At 72.5% G+C, this 19,452-nt stretch carries 18 protein-coding genes and 1 pseudogene; 10 read left to right on the top strand and 9 right to left on the bottom strand.

The genetic code is table 11. The annotated features are described in order from the left end of the window. Window positions 1-59: 59 nt before the first annotated feature. The 3 genes from ACFYM2_RS10520 to ACFYM2_RS10530 all read right to left on the bottom strand — a co-directional run bounded on the left by ACFYM2_RS10520 (window position 60) and on the right by ACFYM2_RS10530 (window position 5,530). Complete coding sequence (locus ACFYM2_RS10520; RefSeq protein ID WP_350228894.1) at window positions 60-446, bottom strand: hypothetical protein; 387 nt, start codon at window positions 444-446, stop codon at window positions 60-62. Between the two features lie 245 nt (window positions 447-691). After that, window positions 692-1,573 carry a C40 family peptidase gene (locus ACFYM2_RS10525; RefSeq protein WP_388835077.1) on the bottom strand — a complete coding sequence of 294 codons (882 nt, stop codon included), beginning with the start codon at window positions 1,571-1,573 and terminating at the stop codon, window positions 692-694. A 198-nt stretch (window positions 1,574-1,771) separates the two neighbouring features. Beyond that, window positions 1,772-5,530 carry a helix-turn-helix domain-containing protein gene (locus ACFYM2_RS10530; RefSeq protein WP_388835080.1) on the bottom strand — a complete coding sequence of 1,253 codons (3,759 nt, stop codon included), beginning with the start codon at window positions 5,528-5,530 and terminating at the stop codon, window positions 1,772-1,774. A gap of 402 nt (window positions 5,531-5,932) precedes the next feature. Here ACFYM2_RS10530 and ACFYM2_RS10535 point away from each other — a divergent pair, with 402 nt between their 5' ends. The 3 genes from ACFYM2_RS10535 (at window position 5,933) to ACFYM2_RS10545 (ending at window position 9,780) form a co-directional block, all read left to right on the top strand. Continuing rightward, on the top strand, window positions 5,933-7,717 hold the full coding sequence (locus tag ACFYM2_RS10535; RefSeq protein ID WP_388835083.1) for a M4 family metallopeptidase: 1,785 nt from the start codon (window positions 5,933-5,935) through the stop codon (window positions 7,715-7,717). A 192-nt stretch (window positions 7,718-7,909) separates the two neighbouring features. Next, window positions 7,910-8,113 (top strand): hypothetical protein, encoded by a 204-nt coding sequence (locus tag ACFYM2_RS10540; protein WP_359006099.1) that lies wholly within the window; start codon window positions 7,910-7,912, stop codon window positions 8,111-8,113. 158 nt (window positions 8,114-8,271) lie between these two features. Beyond that, complete coding sequence (locus ACFYM2_RS10545) at window positions 8,272-9,780, top strand: MFS transporter (RefSeq protein WP_388835086.1); 1,509 nt, start codon at window positions 8,272-8,274, stop codon at window positions 9,778-9,780. Window positions 9,781-9,807: 27 nt separating this feature from the next. On the opposite strand, the gene ACFYM2_RS10550 is transcribed toward ACFYM2_RS10545, so the two are convergent. From ACFYM2_RS10550 to ACFYM2_RS10560, 3 genes and pseudogenes are all read right to left on the bottom strand, one after another. Beyond that, entirely contained in the window at window positions 9,808-10,452 is a 645-nt protein-coding gene (locus ACFYM2_RS10550) for a DJ-1/PfpI family protein (protein WP_388459600.1), read from the bottom strand. Window positions 10,453-10,608: 156 nt separating this feature from the next. After that, window positions 10,609-10,799, bottom strand: a pseudogene (locus ACFYM2_RS10555) (MFS transporter); the annotation flags it as partial. A 50-nt stretch (window positions 10,800-10,849) separates the two neighbouring features. After that, the gene (locus ACFYM2_RS10560) at window positions 10,850-11,512 is read right to left on the bottom strand and encodes a TetR/AcrR family transcriptional regulator (protein ID WP_388835089.1); all 663 of its coding nucleotides are present in this window, start codon (window positions 11,510-11,512) and stop codon (window positions 10,850-10,852) included. A gap of 215 nt (window positions 11,513-11,727) precedes the next feature. Here ACFYM2_RS10560 and ACFYM2_RS10565 point away from each other — a divergent pair, with 215 nt between their 5' ends. Further along, window positions 11,728-12,681: an NAD-dependent epimerase/dehydratase family protein gene (locus tag ACFYM2_RS10565; protein ID WP_388835096.1), complete on the top strand. Its 954-nt coding sequence runs from the start codon at window positions 11,728-11,730 to the stop codon at window positions 12,679-12,681. A gap of 30 nt (window positions 12,682-12,711) precedes the next feature. Here the strand turns inward: ACFYM2_RS10565 and ACFYM2_RS10570 are convergent, their stop codons facing one another. Continuing rightward, window positions 12,712-13,128 (bottom strand): organic hydroperoxide resistance protein, encoded by a 417-nt coding sequence (locus ACFYM2_RS10570; protein WP_350228901.1) that lies wholly within the window; start codon window positions 13,126-13,128, stop codon window positions 12,712-12,714. A gap of 179 nt (window positions 13,129-13,307) precedes the next feature. On the opposite strand from ACFYM2_RS10570, the gene ACFYM2_RS10575 reads away from it, so the two are divergent. From ACFYM2_RS10575 to ACFYM2_RS10590, 4 genes are all read left to right on the top strand, one after another. Then, a complete protein-coding gene (locus tag ACFYM2_RS10575) occupies window positions 13,308-13,793 on the top strand; it encodes a MarR family winged helix-turn-helix transcriptional regulator (protein WP_388835099.1) in 486 nt (161 codons plus the stop codon). Window positions 13,794-13,836: 43 nt separating this feature from the next. After that, on the top strand, window positions 13,837-14,577 hold the full coding sequence (locus ACFYM2_RS10580) for a glucose 1-dehydrogenase (RefSeq protein ID WP_359006082.1): 741 nt from the start codon (window positions 13,837-13,839) through the stop codon (window positions 14,575-14,577). Window positions 14,578-14,609: 32 nt separating this feature from the next. Then, window positions 14,610-15,065, top strand: a complete 456-nt coding sequence (locus tag ACFYM2_RS10585) for a hypothetical protein (protein WP_388459604.1) — start codon at window positions 14,610-14,612, stop codon at window positions 15,063-15,065. Window positions 15,066-15,145: 80 nt separating this feature from the next. Further along, window positions 15,146-15,598, top strand: a complete 453-nt coding sequence (locus ACFYM2_RS10590) for a hypothetical protein (RefSeq protein ID WP_359006076.1) — start codon at window positions 15,146-15,148, stop codon at window positions 15,596-15,598. 23 nt (window positions 15,599-15,621) lie between these two features. Here ACFYM2_RS10590 and ACFYM2_RS10595 read toward each other — a convergent pair whose 3' ends face one another. Beyond that, window positions 15,622-16,656, bottom strand: coding sequence for a methyltransferase (locus tag ACFYM2_RS10595; RefSeq protein WP_359006073.1), 1,035 nt, complete (start codon window positions 16,654-16,656; stop codon window positions 15,622-15,624). A 370-nt stretch (window positions 16,657-17,026) separates the two neighbouring features. Between ACFYM2_RS10595 and ACFYM2_RS10600 the strand changes: the two genes are divergently transcribed. Continuing rightward, window positions 17,027-17,563 (top strand): hypothetical protein, encoded by a 537-nt coding sequence (locus ACFYM2_RS10600; RefSeq protein WP_359006070.1) that lies wholly within the window; start codon window positions 17,027-17,029, stop codon window positions 17,561-17,563. Between the two features lie 23 nt (window positions 17,564-17,586). Here the strand turns inward: ACFYM2_RS10600 and ACFYM2_RS10605 are convergent, their stop codons facing one another. Beyond that, window positions 17,587-18,798 carry a trans-sulfuration enzyme family protein gene (locus ACFYM2_RS10605; RefSeq protein WP_388459606.1) on the bottom strand — a complete coding sequence of 404 codons (1,212 nt, stop codon included), beginning with the start codon at window positions 18,796-18,798 and terminating at the stop codon, window positions 17,587-17,589. Window positions 18,799-18,857: 59 nt separating this feature from the next. Between ACFYM2_RS10605 and ACFYM2_RS10610 the strand changes: the two genes are divergently transcribed. Next, window positions 18,858-19,331 (top strand): Lrp/AsnC family transcriptional regulator, encoded by a 474-nt coding sequence (locus tag ACFYM2_RS10610; RefSeq protein WP_359006064.1) that lies wholly within the window; start codon window positions 18,858-18,860, stop codon window positions 19,329-19,331. The last annotated feature ends 121 nt before the right edge of the window (window positions 19,332-19,452 follow it).

Below are 19,452 nucleotides of genomic sequence, written 5' to 3' on the forward strand. Positions count from 1 at the left end.
GTCGGGGGATTCGACGGGCGGCCCGGGGTTGCGGGGCGCGGGTCAGTGCGCCGGGGCGATCAGCACTCGCGCAGGCCGGGGGCGGGGTCCTGGCCGGTCTTCACGCTGACGGCGGGGACGTTGCCCCAGGCGCCGTTGTCCAACTGCGTCCAGTACCAGATGTCGTTGCCACCCTGGTGCGGGTCGCCGTGGCCCCAGCACGCGAACCAGTTGAACCCGGTGGTCAGGGTGCCTCGGGTCGCCGAGCGGTAGGAGCGGTCGGCGTAGCCCTTCGCGCCGACCGCGTTGCCGCAGTAGAGCCGGCCGTCGGAGCGGACCCCGCACTCGGCCGCGGGCTTGGCGGCCCTGGCCGGCGCGGCGGCGGCCGCCGGAAGCCCGGCGGTGGCGAGACCGGCCGTCAGGGCGGTGGCGGAGAGGAACAGGGCGACCTTCTTGCGTGCGTTCATTGCGAACTCCTCGCGGATGTCGGATGCCAAATGTTGGCTGTCAGATGTTGGCTGTCAGGTGTCGGATGTCAGTTTTTGTCGGGCGTCGGACGCCGGGCCTCGGGCATCTGGCGCAGGTGTCGGAGCCGGCTGCTGCCAACCGGTGCGGGCTGGTGCGACCGGGTGCGCACTGGTGCCAACCGGTGCCGGGTGGCGCCTACCGGTGCGAGCTGGTGCCAACCGGTGCCGGCTGGCGCGCCGGGCGTTCAGGCGCAGGTGGGGACGCCGTCGAGCCAGGCAGGGCCCTGGATGTAGATGTTGGTGATCCAGGCGTTGTAGTCGGGCAGGTAGGACCAGGCGTCGTTGCGGTAGCCGTCGGCCTCGACGAGCTGGGCGTGCTTCTGGCAGCCGACCTTCACGCGGGTGGGGCCCGCGAACTTGTTGACGCGGGCGCTGGTCGTGGCGGGCTGGGTGTGCGTCCACACGTCGGTGCCCCAGGTGGAGAAGTTCCCGCTCCGGCCCGGGTCGCCTCCGATGCGTACCGCGCCGTTGTAGTCGCCGCCGAGCCGTACGTCGCTGACCATCACATGGGTCCCCGACTGGCGGGCCTCGACCATCTTGCCCGCGCCCAGGTAGACCGCGATGTGATGGATGGAGTCGGCGCCGCCCCAGGCCATCAGGTCACCCGGCAGCAGCGGCCCGGTGCCCTGGCCCGCGCCGAAACGGGCCGTCACGTGCGGGGAGCGGTACTGGCTGTTGGCGGTGCCGGCCAGGATGTCCTGTCCGGTGGCCTGGGCGTAGGCGTAGCGCACCAGACCCGAGCAGTCGAATCCCAGGCGCTCCGGGTCGTGGTCGCTTGCGGGGTCGGTGGGGTCCACCTGGCCGTAGGTGGCGCCGGGCCGCGGCCCGTGGCCGCCGCCCCACGTGTACCAGAGACCGAGCTGTGAGCAGGCCGCCCGCACCGCGGCCTCGGCGGCGGCGGAGGCGCCCGGTGCGAGTACGTCGCAGCCGCCGGCCGCCGCCCGGGTCGCCGCCCCTGCGTGGGGCGCGGCGGTGGCGGCAGGGGCGGTCGGGACGATGGCGCAGGCCGTCAGGAGGCCGGCGGTGGCGATGGCGCGGCGGGCTCTGGCAAGGGTGTGGTGGCGCATGTGTCGTTTCCCCGTTTCGTCGGATGCGTGCCGGATCGGTGATCGGTGCCCGGGGCAGCGGGATGCCCCCGTGCCGGACGGGATCACCTGCGGCGGTGGTTCGAGACTGGGCCGTGGCCGGGGCCGATGTCGAGGAGGCGGCCGTCTCCCGTAGGGCCGGGAAACGGGAAACACCTGGGAAACGGCTGGGCCCGGCGGTCAGTTGGGGGCCGGGCACAGCGGACGGAAAGGCACGTCGGGCAGCAGATGGGCCCAGCTTTCCGGGCCCGTGTCGCCCAACAGGCGGCACGCCTGGGCCTGTTGGCGGGGCACGTCGGTGTTCCACAGTCTGACGGTGCCGTCGTTGCTGCTGCTGGCCAGTGTCCCGGGCAGGGCGGGGTCGAAGGTGACGCCCCACACGGCGCCGGTGTGTCCGCTGAGGGTGGCGAGGTGCCGGGCGCGGACGGGGTCCCACAGGCGGACGGTCTGGTCGCTGCCGCTGGACGCGAGCGTCCGGCCGTCGGGGCTGAAGGCGACCGCGCGCACCGAGCCGCTGTGACCGGCGAGGGTGCGGGTCTTCGCGTGGCCCGCGAGGTCCCACAGGCGTACGGTCCCGTCGTTGGCGCCGCTGGCGAGGGTGCGGCCGTCGGGGGCGAACGCGACGGAGCGTACCGAACCGGTGTGCCCGCGCAGCACCGACCGGGGGCCGTGGCCGGGGTCGCGCACGTCCCACAGCCGGACCGTCAAGTCGTCGCTCGCGGTGGCCACCGTGCGCCCGTCGGGGCTGAACGCGACCGCGTTGACGAAGTCCTCGTGTCCGCCGAGCGTGGCGTAGGGGCGGCGGGTGGCGACGTTCCACAGGGTGGCGGTGCGGTCGGCGCTCGCGGAGGCGAGCAGGCGGCCGTCGGGCGAGAACGCCACCGCGAACACCGAGCCGTCATGTCCGGTGAGGGTCGCGTCCAGGCGGCCCGTCGCCGTTTCCCAGAGTCTGACCGTGCGGTCGGCGCCCGCCGACGCGAGCAGCTTGCCGTCGGGTGAGAACGCCACCGCGAAGACCGAGCCGTCGTGTCCGGTGAGGGTGGCGCGCAGCCGGTGGCGTGCCACGTCCCACAGCCGTACGGTGCGGTCGGCCTGCGCGGAGGCGAGCAGGGTGGCGTCGGGTGAGAACGCCGACTGCCACGCCTCGGTGAAGGGCCGGGCGGTGAGCGCCGAGCGGCCGGGGTCCCACAGCACGGCGGACTGGTCGAATCCGCCTGTCGCGAGGTGTTCGTCGGGGCCGGCGGCCACGGCGAGGACGTAGTCGGTGTGGCCGGACAGGGTGGCGACCACGCGGTGGTTCACGGCGTCCCACAGCTTCACGGTGCCGTCGCCGCTCGCGCTGATGACGGTGTCGCCGCTGCGGGTGAAGGCGACGGCGTTCACGTCGTCGCTGTGTCCGGCCAGGACGGCCCGGGTGGTGCCCTGGGGCAGGTCCCACAGGCGTACGGTGCGGTCCGCGCCGCCGGACGCCAGGGTGTGGCCGTCCGGGCTGAAGGCCACGCCGAGCACTTGGTCGCTGTGCCCGGTGAGGACCTGGGTGTGCTGACTGTCCGTCATGTCCCACAGCCGTACGGTGCGGTCCATGGACGCCGAGGCCACGCTGTGCCCGTCGGGGCTGTAGGCGACCGCCATCACCGCGTCGTCGTGGCCGGTCAGGACGGTTCGCGCGGCGCCGTCGGGCACGTTCCACAGGCGTACGGTGCGGTCCGTGCCGCCGGACGCCAGGGTGTGGCCGTCCGGGCTGAACGCCACGGAGCGGACGGCGCCCTGGTGTCCGCGCAGGGTGGCGGTCATCCGGTGGGTGGCCGCGTCCCAGAGCCGTACGGTGCCGTCGGCGCCGGCCGTCGCAAGGCGCGTGCCGTCGGCGCTGTAGGCGACGGCGGTGACGGCTCCGGTGTGGCCGCCGAGGGTCGCGGTCATCCGGTGGTCCGTGGTGTCCCACAGGCGCACGGTGGCGTCCGAGCTCGCCGATGCGAGCGTCCTGCCGTCGGGGCTGAACGCCACCGAGTTGACCGGGCCCGCGTGTCCGCGCAGCCGTCCGTCGAAGTACTGCGCCTGGGTGCTGAGCAGGGCGCCGCGTGCCTGCGGGGTGCGGCCGGTGCGGTAGGCGTCGGCGGCGAGCAGCATGGAGGCTTCGGGCTGCCCGGCGGCGAGGGTTCCCGACCGCACGGCCAGGGCCTGCGACTGGGCGGTGCGGCTCTGGTCGAGGGCGCGTCTGCGCTGCTGGAAGGCGAGGGATCCGGCCGCCACCGCGATGGCGAGGAGTCCGGCGAGGGTCGCGAGCAGGGCGCGGCGCACCTGGGCCTGGCGCCGCGCCTGGCGCTCCCCGCGCTCCTGCTCCGTCGCGCACGCTGCCAGGAACTCCCTTTCCACCGGCCCCAGTTGGCCGCTTCCCTGGGCGTCGCGCGCGCGGTCGCGCACGGCGGCGAGCCGGGTGCCGCGGTAGAGCAGGGACGGGTCGCGGCCGGCCTTGGCCCACTGGTTCGCCGCGTCGCAGACCTGCTGGCGCAGCACCAGGCCCGCGCGGTCGGCGTCGATCCAGTCGCGCAGCCGTGGCCAGGCACGCACGAGTGCTTCGTGGGTGATCTCCACCGTTTCGCTGCCGGCGGTGAGGAGCCGGGCGCGTACGAAGGCGTCGACGGCGCGCGCGCCGGACGCCGGGTCGCTCAACTGCCGCATGAGCGCGGCGCGTTCGACGGGCAGGCGGGTCTGTGCGGTGTCGTCGGCGACATGGACCAGACGCACCAGGAGTTGACGGGCCATCACCTGTTCGGCGTGGTCGAGGCGTCCGTACACCGACTCGGCGGTGCGGGCGACCGCTCCGTGGATGCCGCCGGTCGTCTCGTAGCCGGCCACCGTCAGGGTCCGGCTCGTGCGCTGCTGCCAGGTGACGAACAGGGCGTGTGCGAGCAGTGGGAGCGAGCCGATCGAGGCGGTGGCGTCGGCGCCGAGGTCTCTCAACAGCAGTTGGACCAGGCCGGGTTCGAGGCTGAGTCCGGCTCGTTCGGCGGGTCCCGTGATGGCTTGGCGCAGTTGGGCGCCGGACATCGGGCCGAGCGCGAACAGGCCGTGGGTGAAGACCTCCACGAGGCGTGGGTGGTCGAGGCAGCGTCCGCAGAAGTCGGCGCGCAGGCCGATCACGACGGCGGCGTGGCCAGGTGCGCCGTCGTGGGGCCGGGCGGTGGCCAGGGCGTGGAGCACGGCGACGAAGTCGCGGCGTTCCCGCTCGCTCTCGCACAGGGTGAAGGTCTCCTCGAACTGGTCGACGACCAGGACGAGGCCGGGCGGCCGGCCGTGGGCCGCCGACGCGTCGAGCAGCGCTCGGGGCCGACGGGCCAGCGTCTCGGGGGTGATCTGCGCGCCGGCCGCCGCGAGGACGTCCGCCGCGCAGCGCAGAAGTTCCTTGAGCGGGTGGGCGGTCGGTGTGCACACGACGACGGGCCACTGGCCGGAGCCGGGCGTGGGCAGTGCGCCCCGGCGCACTGCGGGCAGCAGTCCGGCCTGGAGGAGCGAGGACTTGCCCGCGCCCGATGGGGCGACCACCGCGAGCACACCCTGGCCCATGCGTTCGGCGAGTCTGCCGGTCAGTTCGGCGGTCGCGCTCTCGCGTCCGTAGAACCATTCGGCGTCCTGGGGCCCGTAGGCGGCGAGACCGCGGTAGGGGCAGGGGGTGGTCGCGTCGGCGCCGGCGTGCGCGGTGCGGGCCTCGGGGACGGTCGCCGCGGCGGGCAGCAGGCGTACGAGCGCGCCGCGCGCCTCCAGTACGTCGTCGCAGCGGCGGGCCACGTCGAGTGTGGGTGGCTTGCCGCCGTTCTCGATCTTGCTGAGGTACCCCTTGCTGTAGTGGATCGAGCGGGCGAGCCCGGTGAGGGACACCTTGCGCAGGCCTCGCAGCCGCCGCAGCTCCGCCGCGAAGGGGCCGGCCGTTTCGTCGTCCATTGGCACGGCATCCACCTTTCCGTGACGGACGGGGCGTACGCCTGAAAAGGGCGAACTTGGTCCGCTTACGGTCATCAATGTGCCCGCGTTCGGGCGGTGTTGGACGGCACGGGCCTCCGATCGGGCCCGGCGAGGAAACGCACCCGGGAAGCAACCTTTCGGCGCGATCTCCCATCTCCGCCGTCGAGTGGGGGAGTTCGGACACCTTCCGGCCACCTGGAACGGGGCCGATTGTTAAATCTGGGTTCCGGGAACACGGAACTCGATCTTCCCTCTTTACATGTCCATGCCAGGCATAGCAGGGTTCCGGCCAAGACCTCACAGTCCCCACGGTGCACAACAGCACCGTGCGTACGGGCGGTTGTGAGCCGACCGCCCCCGCACCTCTAAGGACCCCCCACCGTGCGTACACCCCACATACGCAGCCTGGCGATATCCCTGGCCGTCACCACGGCCCTCACCATCACGGCGGGGGGCGGGGCCACGGCCTTCGCCGCTCCCGCCGCCCAGGGGGCCACCGCCCCCGCGGCCACCGCCGCTTTCCAGCCGGTCATCGACGCGGCCCGCGCCGCGGCCCAGGCACACGCCTCGGCGACCGGCGTCGGCAAGGACGACACACTTCAGGCCAGCGACGTCCTGGTCGACCCGGACGGCAAGAAGCACGTCCGGTTCATACGCTCGCACCAGGGACTGCCCGTCCTCGGCGGCGACCTCGTCATCCACCTCGACGCGAGATCCGGCTACGCCGGTGTGACCCGGGCCCTGCGCCACCAGGTCACCGTTCCCACCACCAGCGCCAAGCTGACGGCCGCACAGGCCAAGGCGAAGGCCGCCGCCATCGCCAAGGGCACCGCGGGCGCCGCCAAGCTCGTGGTGGACGCCCGCGCCGGGCACGCGGCGCTCGCCTACCAGATCCAGGTGACGAACAGCTCGACCACCGAGTCCGGCACCCGCACCGTGGTCGTCGACGCCGCCACCGGCACGGTCCTCAGCAACACCCCGGCCGACGACTCCTTCTTCTCCCCCGGCGTCCAGGCCAAGCTCCGCAAGAGCGGCCAGAAGCTCAGCCCGGCCCTCGACGCCTCCTTGCCCGCTCCCCTCGCCTCGTCGAGGGCGACCGGTTTCCCGGCCTCGGCCGCCGGCACCGGCGCCTCCCTGTTCGTGGGCAGCGTGCCGCTGACCACCACGCAGACCGCCAAGAGCGCGTTCGCCCTGAAGGACCCGAGCCGGGGCCAGACCGAGACCCGCGACGCCGGCAACAAGCAGCTGGAGCAGTTCAGCGCGGGCAAGGCGTTCACCAGCACCACCAACCGCTGGGGCACCGGCAAGGTGAGCGACCGCTCCACCGTCGCCGTCGACGCGCAGTACGGGATCACCAGCACCCTGGACTTCTACAAGAAGACCCTGGGCCGCGACGGGATCAAGAACGACGGCGTGGGCGCCCACGCGATGGTGCACTTCGGCAGCAAGGTCGGCAACGCCTTCTGGGACTCCGACTGCGGCTGCATGCTCTACGGCGACGGTGACGGGCAGACCTTCGCGCAGCCCCTGGTCGTCCTCGACGTCACCGGCCACGAGCTCACCCATGGTGTCGTGGACGCGACGGCGAACCTCCAGCCGACCCGCGTCGACGCCGACGACAACCAGTTCGGCGAGCCCGGCGCGCTGAACGAGTCGCTGGCCGACATCTTCGGCAGCAACGTCGAGTTCGCCACCAACAACCCCAAGAACCCGCCGAACTACCTGATGGGCGAGAAGCTGGGGCTCCAGCAGAAGTTCCTGCGCCGCCTTGACAAGCCGTCCCTCGACAAGCTCGAAGGCACGGTCGACTACTGGTCGCCCGCGTCCTACGACACCGAGGTCCACGCGGGTTCCGGTGTCTCCTCGCACGCCTACTACCTGCTGGCCGAGGGCAGCGGCAAGAAGACCATCAACGGCGTCGCCTACGACTCGCCGACCTACGACGGCTCGACGGTGACCGGCATCGGCCGCGACAAGGCCACGGCGATCTTCTACCGTGCGCTCACCCGGTACATGGTCTCCACGACCGACTTCCACGACGCCCGCACCGCCACGCTGAGCGCCGCCGCCGACCTGTACGGAGCGTCCAGCACCGAGTACAAGACGGTCGACCAGGCCTGGGCCGCCGTCAACGTGACTCCGGCGAACGCCCCGTCCGCCGGCTGATCACGCACGTCACTGCCGCTCCACGGGTCCGTGGGGCGGCAGTGGCATGTCCACCGCCGGGCGCCGTCCCGGTGTCACCATCGGCGGACGTTCGGCATGCGTGGGCGCGGCAGCGGTGTCAGGGTCGGATGGCCGGGGTGCGCCCGGCGCCCGCGCCACCGGACGCGGCCCGACACGCATGAGGAGTCACCAGTGCGCCATCACATCGTCGCCGAACCGCTTCCCGACGGCACGCTCAAGGAGTGGCACATGGTCCGGGGCGAGGAAGTACAGGCCATGTGCGGACGGGACCTCGCCGAGGGCGCCCAGGAGATGCCCGACGACGCCTGGGGCACCGACCGCGCCCACCCCTTCTGTCACACCTGCGGTGCGCTCTATCTGCGCGAAGTCCCCTGACACGGCGCGGTGACGCGGGGATTGCTCCCGCGCGGTCCGGCTGCGCGCCGCGTCCGCGCGGGTCCATCCAGGGACGAGGTCGCGGGGAGTATGTCCGGCGTGCGCCGGGTACTCGCGTCCGGCAGGTGTGGTTCGGTCGCGGCGGCAGGAGGCACTTCATGAGCGGTACGGCGCAGAGTCCCGGGCGGGGGCCGGGGACCATCACCACCTCCGTGCCGGCCAGGCTCGACCGGCTCCCCTGGTCGCGCTGGCACTGGATGATCGTCATCGGGCTCGGCACCGTGTGGATCCTGGACGGGCTCGAGGTCACCGTCGTCGGGAACATCGCGAGCCGCCTCTCCGAGGACGGCAGCGGCCTCGCGATCACCGACGCCCAGGTCACGGGCCTGGGCGCCGCGCTGTATGTGGCCGGAGCCTGTTGCGGCGCGCTGTTCTTCGGCTGGCTCACCGACCGGTTCGGCCGCAAGAAGCTGTTCCTGGTCACCCTCGCGGTCTATCTCGCCGCGACCGCGATGACCGCTCTTTCCTTCACCGCGTGGTGGTTCTTCCTGTTCCGCTTCCTGACCGGTTTCGGCATCGGTGGTGAGTACGCGGCGATCAACTCCGCCATCGACGAGCTGATCCCGAGCAAGTACCGCGGCCGGGTGGACCTCATCATCAACGGAAGCTACTGGCTCGGCGCCATGGGCGGCGCGCTGCTGTCGGTGCTCGCCCTCAACACCGACCTGCTGCCGAAGAACATCGGCTGGCGCCTCACCTTCGCCCTCGGTGTGGTGCTCGGTCTCGTCATCCTGGTGGTGCGCCGCCATGTGCCGGAGAGCCCCCGGTGGATGTTCATCCACGGCCGTGAGGAGGGCGCGGAGCAGCTGCTCGACGACGTGGAGCGGGCGGTGGAACAGGAGAAGGGCGAGCGGCTGCCGGAGCCCGGGAGCTCGATCACCATCGAGCAGCGCACCAGCGTGGGCTTCTGGGAGATCGCCCGGACCCTGTTCAGCTCCTACCCCAAGCGCGCGGTGCTCGGCTTCGCCCTGTTCATCGGGCAGGCCTTCCTCTACAACGCGATCACCTTCGGGTTCAGCTCGATCCTGGTGAAGTTCTTCGCCGTGTCCAGCGGCAGCACCGGTTACTTCTTCGCCGTGATCGCCTTCGGCAACTTCCTCGGCCCGCTCTTCCTCGGCAAGCTGTTCGACACGGTCGGCCGTCGCCGGATGATCGCCGGCACCTATGTGCTCTCGGGCGCGCTGCTCTTCGTCACCGCGTGGTTCTTCGCGCAGGGGTGGCTGAACGCGACCACGATGACGGCGTGCTGGTGTGTGGTGCTGTTCTTCGCGTCGGCTGGCGCGAGTTCGGCGTACCTGACGGTGAGTGAGATCTTCCCGATGGAGACCCGGGCGATGGCGATCGCCTTCTTCTACGCGATCGGCACGGCCGCGGGCGGCATCTCGGGGCCGCTGGTGTTCTCGGCCCTGACGTCCAGCGGGGTGGTCGGTGACGCCGTCCTCGCGTTCAGCATCGGCGCCGCGCTGATGACGGCGGCCGGCGTGGTGGCCGCGTTCTTGGCCATCGACGCCGAGGGCAAGTCCCTGGAGGACATCGCCGCCCCGCTCTCCGCGCGGCTCGCCGCCCAGGGCGAGAAGGCGACACCGCCGGCGGCGCCCGCCGGGTGAGGCGGCGCCGCCCGCCCGGGTGTCGGCTCAGGCGTCTTGGTCCTGTACGACGAGGCCGCTGGCCCGCAGGGAGGTGATCAGCTCGGCGGGGGCCGTGGAGATGGAACCCGCCGCGTAGGGCGGCTGGGGGTCGTACTCGACCGCGAGTTGGATGGCCTGGGCGACCTTGGGACCGGCGATGCGGCCGGCGAGGTGGAGAGCCAGGTCGATGCCTGCGGAGACGCCCGCCGCGGTGGCGTACTTCCCGTCGAAGACGACACGCTCACTGCTGGGTATGGCGCCCAGCCGCTCGAGGTGGTCGAGGGCGATCCAGTGCGAGGTGGCGCGGCGTCCGTCCAACAACCCCGCCGCCGCCAGCAGCAGGGAACCCGAGCAGACGGAGGTGGTCCATGTGGACGCGCGGGCCGCGGTGTGGATCCAGTCGAGCACGGCCCGGTCGGCCAGCAGCTCGGCGGTGCCCGGGCCACCGGGCACCAGGAGGATGTCGGGGGTGGTGACTTCGGACAGGAGCCGGTCGGCCGTGAGCGCGAGGCTGCCCATGTCGGTGCGGACCGGACCGCGCTGCGCGGCGGCGAAGACCACCTCGGCTCCCGGCAGGCGGGCAAGGATCTCGTAGGGGCCGACGGCGTCCAGAGCGGTGAAGCGGTCGTAGAGCAGGATGGCGATCAGCATCAGGAATTCCTTGGGTCGGTGGCCGGTCGGAAGCGGTTGGGGGTTGGTGGGGGCGGGAGGGGAACGGCGCGCGGGGAGACCTGGCGCACCCTCTGTGAGGTGTCGTCATCGCAGGCTTGGGGCGACGTCCTCGGTCCTGTCGTCGACCGTGGATCGGAGTTCGCCGACGGACAGCGGCCGCAGGTGCTCGTACCGGTCCCCGAGGCGCCCGGCAATGACGAGATGTGAGGCCACCGCGAGCAGATGACCGGTGCTCGTCCATGGGACCTGGGACAGCTCGCGCCGAGATCGCGCCGCAGGCCGGGCTGCGCCACCAGCAGGACGGTGCCGTCCAGCGCGACGAGCATCGCGCCCGCCACGCTGACCGAAAACGCCAGGTGCCGCCGCACAGGCGCGGTCACGAGTCCACCGGGCCCAGGTGAGCGTCCAGCGCCGCCGCGACGAGTTGATCGACTTGATCGACCTGGTCGCCACGCGGTGCGCCGCCGGTCGGTTCGGCGTCGAGGGCGAGCCGCAGACTGCCCCAGGCCCACAGCTGGGCGATACCGTGCAGGCTCGCCCACAGGGCAGCGGCTGTCACGGGCGGTGGTGGCCCGGTCGCGGCCGGCCCGTCGGCGTGGGCGGTGTCCCGCTCCGCTCGGCATTGGGCGACGAGAACGACGACGCGCTCGAACAGCGGGAGAGTCGCCTCCCGCAGCCGTGGCCCGTCCGACATGTGCTTGTCGCTGTCGAGCAGATCGTGACGGAACATCAGCTCGAACATGCCGCGGTACTCCAGCGCGTACCCCACGTACACCCGCGCGATGGTCCGCAGCTGAGCCCGGGGGGACGCCGTGTCGGCGATCGCGGCCGCGAACCGGGCTCCGAGATCTTCGAAACCGCGCCGGGCGATCGCGGAGAGCAGGGCGTGATGCGTGGGGAAGTACCGGCGCGGCGCCCCGTGCGACACCCCCGCCCGGCGGGCGATCTCGCGCAGCCCCAATGACGCGGAGCCCTCGGTCGTCACGAGCTCCACTCCGACGTCGATCAACCGCTCCCGAAGGGAACTCTCATCCTCCATAGACACTGTCTACCAGCGTATGTAGACAGTGTCTACCCCCCGACTTTCAGACTGAGCACCCGATCCCTCCCGGTGGAGCCGCATTGCGTGCTGCCGTGAGCGATACACCCTGACGGTTGCGTTGCCCCTTCACTGCGGTTACAGTCTCTAACTAACGGCACGCCACATAACAAAACCGGGTGCGCGCATGCCCCCGGCCCTAGAAGGGCTTCGACATGAACCACACCGAAAGCAACCTGCACGTGGTCCTCGGCTCCGGTCCGGCCGGGACCACGCTCGCCGCCGAGCTGGTCCGCCGGGGCCACCCGGTCCGCCTGGTCGACCGCTCCGGCACGCTCACCGCGATGACGGGTGTCGACCGCGTGAAGGGCGATGTGTCCACGCTCGAAGGGGCCACCGCGGCCATCGCGGGCGCCGAAGTCGTCTACCACTGCGTCAACGTCGCCTATCACCTCCAGGTCGACGTCATGCCCCGTATCCAGCAGGCCGTGCTCGATGCCACCGAAGCGGCCGGGGCGCGCCTGGTCGTGCTCGACACGCTCTACCCGTACGGAGAGACGCACGGCGATGTCATGACCGAGGACACCCCCTGGCGCGCCACCACGCTCAAGGGCAGGATGCGCGCGGAACTCGACGAGAAGTACCTGGCCGCGCACCGGGGCGGCCGCGTCCGTGTGGCGCTCGGCCGGTCCGCCGACTTCGTCGGGCCCGGCGTCCTCAACTCCACGCTGGGCGCGTCCGTCTTCCTCCCGGCGCTGACCGGCGGCGAGGTATTGACCCTGGGCGACATCGACCTGCCGCACAGCTACACCGACATCCGCGCGGTGGCCGCCGGGCTCGCCACGCTGGGCGAGAGCCCGCGCGGCGACGGGCGCGTGTGGCACCTTCCCACCGCATCGGCCCTGACCACCCGTGAGGTGCTGGGCATGATCGAGGACCGCGTCGGCGCCGCGCTGAAGGTGGTCACCCTCGACGAGGCGCGCCCCTTCGGCCCGTTCGACCAGGTCTTCATGGACGCCTACGCCGAGATGTTCTACCAGCACACCGAGCCGCAGATCATGCACTCGGGGGCCTTCGAGGCCGCCTTCGGTGCCATCCCCGTCCCGATGGGCGACACCCTGGACGCCACATTGACGTGGTACCGCGAGCTGCTTGCCGAGCGTGCGTGAGGGCCGCGCGCCGGGAGCGGAGCCGATCCGCTACTCGATGACGATCTCGAAGGGGATGTTGCCCCGGGTCGCCTTGGAGTAGGGGCAGGCGGCGTGGGTGAGCTCCACGAGCTTGGCGCCGCTCTCGCCCTCCAGGTGCCCGGGCAGCTCCACGCGCATGACGACCCCGATGCCGAAGCCGCCGTCGGCGGGGTCCTTGCCGATGCCCACCTCGGCGGTCACCGAGACGTCCTTGACGTCCAGCCGCAGCTGACGCGCGACGGAGCCCATCGCGCTGGCGAAGCAGGCGGCGTACCCGGCGGCGAACAGCTGCTCGGGGTTGGTGCCCTCGCCGTTGCCCCCGAGGGCCGGCGGGAAGGCGAGCGGCAGGTCGAGCCGGCCGTCGGAGCTGACAGTGCGGCCCTCGCGGCCGTTGGCGGTCGCCACCGCGGTGTAGAGCGCGTCCATGGATCGGTTCCTCTCGTATCGGCGGGCGCGAAGCGGTGTCCGCGCTCGCCCGGGTCCGTCAAAGCTCTGTGCTGCGCGGCCTGCGGGGCGTCACATCCGCTGCCCCTCGGCCACGCCATCAACTGAAGCACACAATTCAGTTGCGCACAACTAAATGGCGCCGGTGCTAGCCTGGGCGCATGGTCACCACACCGCCCGCCCATCCGCACGAAGAGGACTATCTGCGGCTGGACCTCCAGCTCTGCTTCTCGTTGCAGGCGGCCTCCCGCGCCTTCACCGGCGTGTACCGCACGCTCCTGAAGGACCTGGGCCTGACCTATCCGCAGTACCTGGTGATGCTGACCCTCTGGGAACACGGCGAGCTGCCGGTGAAGGGGATCGGCGAGAAGCTGCGGCTGGACTCGGGCACGCTGTCACCGCTGCTCAAGCGCCTCGAAGCGGCCGGCCTCCTGGAGCGCCGCCGCAGCCCGGCGGACGAACGCTCCGTCACCGTCCGCCTCACCCCGAAGGGCAGCGGTCTGCGGGAGCGCGCACGCACCGTGCCGCACCACATCGCGCGGGCCGTGAACCTGCCCCCGGAGGACTTCCACACCCTGCGCACCCTCCTGGCCACCCTGACCGAAGGGCTGGACGCGGCGGGGGCGGCGCCGTGTGGTACGACGTGAGGTGGCGGCGACGCGGCTTAGAGGCGAGCACGGGAGACATCACATGACACGTCCGGTCACCATCGTCACGGGCGGCAGCCGGGGCATCGGCGCGGCGACCTGCGTCCGGCTCGCGAGCGAGGGGCACGACATCGCGCTCGGCTACGTCAGCGACGAGGCGGCCGCCCGCGAGGTCGCCGACGCGGTACGCGCGGCCGGGGCCCGCTGCGTCACCGTACGGGGTGACACCGCTCAAGAGGCGGACGTGGAGCGGCTGTTCGACACCGCGGCGGCCGAACTCGGGCCCGTGAGCGCGCTGGTCAACAACGCCGGCGTCACCGGACCGCTCGGCCGTCTCACCGAGACCCGCACCGAGGATCTGCGCCGGGTGATGGACGTGAACGTCGTGGGCTACCTCCTGTGCTGCCGACGGGCCGCGCGGGACATGGCCGCGCGCGGCGGGGGCGCCATCGTCAACATCTCCTCCGCTGCGGCCACCCTCGGCAGCCCCGGTGACTACGTCCACTACGCGGCGTCGAAGGCGGCCACCGACGCGATGACGGTCGGCCTGTCCAAGGAGCTCGGACCGGACAACATCCGAGTGAACGCGGTCGCCCCCGGCATCATCGACACCGACATGCACGCCACGATGGGCGACCCCGGCCGTCCGGCCCGGGCGGCCGCCGGCATCCCGCTCGGCCGCCCCGGCGAGGCGTCCGAGATCGCCGCCGCCGTGGCCTGGCTGCTCTCGCCCGAGTCCTCGTACACCACCGGCGCGATCCTGCGGGTCTCCGGCGGACGCTGAACCGGGCGCCTCAGGGACCAGGGAGGGCGGCCATGGCCGTTGACGAGACGGCGGGGCCCTTTGAGGCGGCCACCGGGGACGGGCCCGCGCTTCGCGGCCCGGACCGCGAGGCAGCGGTACGGGCCGCCTTCGACGGGCTGCTGCGCATCCGCCGGGTGATGGCCGGGCCGGACGCCTCGGGCCCCGCCGAGTGGGAGCGGCTGCGGCCGGTGCGGGCGGTCGCCATCGCCCTGGAGGCCTCGGGGATCGAGCCGTCCGCACTCGACGAGGAGGGCCGGCGGTGTGCCCGCGGATACCGCGTCAGCGCCGCCGGGGCGCCGGCGACCGTCCGGGTGGAATGGCTCGGCCCGCCCGGAACCGGCGCGGAATACACGGCGAACGAAGCACTGCGCCGCTGCGCCGAAGTGCTGCGCCCGCTGGGCTGGCTGGCCCTGGAATACCGGGGGCCGCGCCGCCACCACTACCTGGAGGTCGAACCCGCCGGGTGAGGCCCCGGCCGGTTCGCGGCCCGGCGCCCGCTGCCGCTACAGTGCGATATTCGTTAGAACGTTCGGGGCGTGGGGGAAGCGTGAGTGCACAACTGCGGGACACCGCAGGCGAGTTGGCCGGCCTGCTGTGGCGTGAGCACACGGTGTACCGGGAGCGTTCGGGTGGCGTCGTCATCCGCGCGGCCCATGTGGAACGCTGGATCAGCCTCTCCCCCACCGGCGGCAGGGACCAGGTCCTGATCCGCGCGGGCCGGATCCTGGAGGGCGGCACCACCGCTCCGGCCCGCTCGGAGACGGTGGCGAGCCTGACCGCGGGCACCGGTCAACTCGCGCTGATATGCCGTCAGTTGCTCGCCGAAACCACCCCGGGCCCGGCGCCCCGGCCCGCACGGAAGCGGCGGCCGGGCCGCACGAAGAAGAAGGCGAAGGCGGCGCGCCGGGGCCGGCACACCGGCTTCGTCTCCTGGCTGGTCATCCTCGCGATCGCCGCCGCCGTGGCCGTGTTCCTGCGCGACCTGCCCGCGACGCCGTGAGGCCGTGAGGCCGGCCCCGCCCCTCAGACCGCCCGCGCCTCCAGGATCGAGGGCAGGGCCGGGGTGGGCAGGACACGCTCCAGCCTGAACCCGGCCCCCGCGAGCAGGTCCTCGAACTCCTTGGCCGTACGCTCCTTGCCGGTGACCAGCATCATCATGATGATGTCCAGCTCGACGGCGGGATGCGGGTCGCCGTTGTCCGGCAGCACCGAATCGACCACGAGAAGGCGCGCGCCCGGCGCCACCGCCGCGCGGACCGCGCCCAGGATGCGCGCGCATTCCTCGTCGCTCCAGTCGTGCAGGATGCGCTTGAGCAGATAGATGTCGCCGCCACTCGGCACGGCCGCGAAGAAGTCGCCGCCCCGTACGCTCCAGCGCCCGCGCACCTCTTCGGTGTCCAGGACGTGGTCGGCCACGGTGTCCGGCTGGTCGAACAGGACGCCGGTCAGGGCGGGTTCACGCCGCAGCACCGCGTGCAACAGGCCGCCCCGGCCGCCGCCGACGTCCACCACGGTGCCGGCGGCGGGGAAGGGGTAGCTCGCCGCGATGAGATCGTCGGTGCGGTCCGCCATCGAGGCCATCCCGGCGTCGAAGAGTTCGCGCTGGTCGGGCGAGACGGCGAGGTGGTCGAAGAACGGGACCCCGTAGGCCGCCTCGAAGGAGGTCCTGCCGGTCCTTACGGCGTCGGGGATGCCGTCCGCGGCCCGCCGGAACATCTCGTCGGTGAGCAGCAGGGCCGCCGTGCGCTGCGAGCCCGGCACGTCGCTGCGCAGTGCCTGGCCGGCGTCGGTGAGTCCGAAGGTGTCCTTCTCGTCCTGGGTGAAGAGCCCGTGCATCGCGAGCAGGCGCAGGACGCGCCTGAGCGTGCCGGCGTGCAGCCCGCGGGCCGTGGCGAGTTCCCCGGCGGTGCGGGGCCCGTCGGCCAGCAGGTCGGCGACGCGGTGCTCGGCCACCGCCCTGACGGCGGCCGAGTGGATGTGTCCGTACAGCAGCTGGTTCAGTGGTGAGGGGGTGAACTGTCCGGTGGGGCCGGTCGGTTGGTCCGGGCTTGTCGCCAAGGGTTCGCTCCTGTCATCACGAGGTTCGCCCGCCCATCGTCGCAGTGCGCGCAGTCGAGCGCGCTCCCGACCCGCCCCGGGAGCGCGCCGGGAGCACGGGGGCGCCATGAGCCGGGGCACGGGAGCGTCACGAGCCGGAGCGCGGGAGCGTCACGAGCCGGGGCACGGGAGCGTCACGAGCCGGAGCGCGGGAGCGTCACGAGCCGGGGCGCGGCGACGCCGTGCCCACGCGCATCACTCCCGGCGCCGTGCCCCCGCGTATCACTCTCGGCGCCCGCACGTCGGGGAACCAGGGAACTCCCGGCGTGCGGGAGGGGCCGCTGATAGCTTGACGCGTCCGCAAAAGCGCGTCGCAGGGGGACGATCAGCAGTGCACAGGTTCTCGCGTACCACCGGCCTCGCCACCGTGGGGCTCACCGCCGTCCTTCTCCTGTCGGGGTGCGGCAGCGGTGGGTCGGACGCGGCGTCGAACAAGCCGTCGGGCGGCCCTTCGGGCAGCGCGTCGGGGGCGGCGGCCGCGAGCGCCACGCCGACGGCCGGGGCGACGTCGGGGGCGGCGGCGCCCGGCGGGACCGGTGCCTCAACTCCCGGCGGTGGCAAGGGACATGGGCCGGCCTCGCAGGCGTCGCCCGCGACGGCCAACGGCCTCGACGGCAACTGGGTGGCCGTGACGCGCGGCAAGCCCGTCGCGCTCGTCATCAAGGGCCGGACCGCGTCCGTGCTCGGTGAGCACCAGTGCACGGGCACGGCCGACGGCAAGCCCGCGGCGGTGACGCTGCGTCTGACCTGCACCGACGGCGACACCACCCGCACCCGGGGCACGGCCAAGGTGAACGGGGCCCACCTTGAGGTGAGTTGGGCCGGGTTCGGCAAGGACGAGTTCACCCGGAACAAGACGTCCCACTGAGTCCCGCCGCCCGGCCCGCCCGCTCACACCCGCGCGAACCGGGCCTCCTCGGCCACGGCGGGCCGGCTCGCCACCGGCGTCGGCGGCACATCGCCGAGCGCCCGGTCCAGGTCGCTCCACAGGTCCTCGATGTCCTCCAGCCCCACCGACATGCGCAGCAGCCGTTCGCTGACACCCGATGACCTGCGGTCGTCCTCGGGCACGATGCGGTGGCTGATGGAGGCGGGGTGCTGGATGAGGGTGTCGACGCTGCCGAGGCTGACGGCGGGCGTGATCAGGCGCACCCGGGCGATCACCTCGTGCGGGTCGGTCAGCGTCTCGAAGGCCACCATCGCGCCGCCCACCTTCGGGTAGTGGACGCGCAGCACGCGCGGGTCGGCGGCGAGGCGGGCGGCGAGCGCGGCGGCGGTCGCGGACGCGGCGCGCACCCGGACCGGCAGCGTGGCGAGCCCGCGCAGCAGCAGATAGCCGGCGAGCGGGTGCAGGACGCCGCCGGTGGCGAACCGGATCTGGCGCAGCCGGCGGGCGAATGCCTCGTCGCAGGCCACCACTCCCCCAAGGACGTCCCCGTGACCACCGAGGTACTTGGTCGCGCTGTGCAGGACCAGCCGGGCGCCGCTGAGGGCGGGACGCTGGAGCACGGGCGTGGCGAAGGTGTTGTCGACGAGGAGCGGCGCCGTGCCACAGGCCGCGGCGAGCGCGCTCAGGTCCACTTCGGCGAGCGTGGGATTGGCGGGGCTCTCCACCATGACGAGCGCGGTGTCGGGACGGACCGCGTCCGCGACGCCCTCGGGATCGGTCCAGGTGACCTCGGTGCCGAGCAGCCCGGCGGTCAGGAGGTGGTCGCTGCATCCGTACAGCGGGCGCACGGCGACGACGTGGCGGTGGCCTGCGGCGTGCTGGGCGAGCAGGACGGCGGACAGGGCGGCCATGCCGCTGGCGAAGGCGACGGCGGCTTCGGTGCCCTCCAGGGCGGCGAGCGCCGACTCGAAGCGGGCCACGGTCGGGTTGCCGAGCCTGCCGTAGACCGGGGGGCCTTCGGGGGCCTCGCCGGTGGCGGCGAAGGCGTCGATCCTGGCGGCCTCTCCCCTGCTGTCGTAGGAGGGGTAGGTGGTCGACAGGTCGATCGGCGGGGCGTGCAGTCCGAGGCCTGCGAGGTCTTCGCGGCCGGCGTGCACGGCGAGGGTGTCCACTGCTCTGGCGTCCGCTTCACGCGGGGCTGTGTCGGCGTCCATGGGCTCACTGTGAACAGTCGCCGGGCTCTCGGTGCCGTACTCCGTGTTACGTTCGGGCCATGGCCGAATCCGTCGTACTCGATCCGGTGGACCTGCACATTCTGCGCCTTCTCCAGAACGACGCACGTACGACCTACCGCGATCTGGCCGCCGAGGTGGGCGTGGCGGCCTCGACCTGCCTGGACCGGGTGGCGCGGCTGCGGCGGGCCGGGGTGATCCTCGGCTATCAGCTGCGGGTCGATCCGGCGAAGCTGGGGCGGGGTCTCCAGGCGCTGCTTTCGGTGCAGGTGCGCCCGCATCGGCGCGATCTGATCGGCCCGTTCGTGGAGCGGGTCAGGGCGCTGCCGGAGTCGCGTTCGCTGTTCCACCTGACCGGTCCCGACGACTATCTGGTCCATGTGACCGTCGCGGACACCGCGGATCTCCAGCGTCTGGTCCTGGACGAGTTCACCTCGCGCCCCGAGGTCGCCCGGGTGGAGACCCGGCTCATCTTCCAGCAGTGGGACTGCGGCCCACTGCTGCCGCCGGACTAGGGGGTGTCTGGTGGACCATGGCCGGCGGCGCGGCGTCTGGCACGGCACCTCGCGGCGTTGCCGAATCGCCCCGATAGCTCCGCTATCGAGACGCTCCGGCGCCTTGCGATGCACCGCACCA

The sequence above is a fragment of the Streptomyces sp. NPDC006711 genome, assembly GCF_042869775.1.
Lineage (GTDB): Bacteria > Actinomycetota > Actinomycetes > Streptomycetales > Streptomycetaceae > Streptomyces.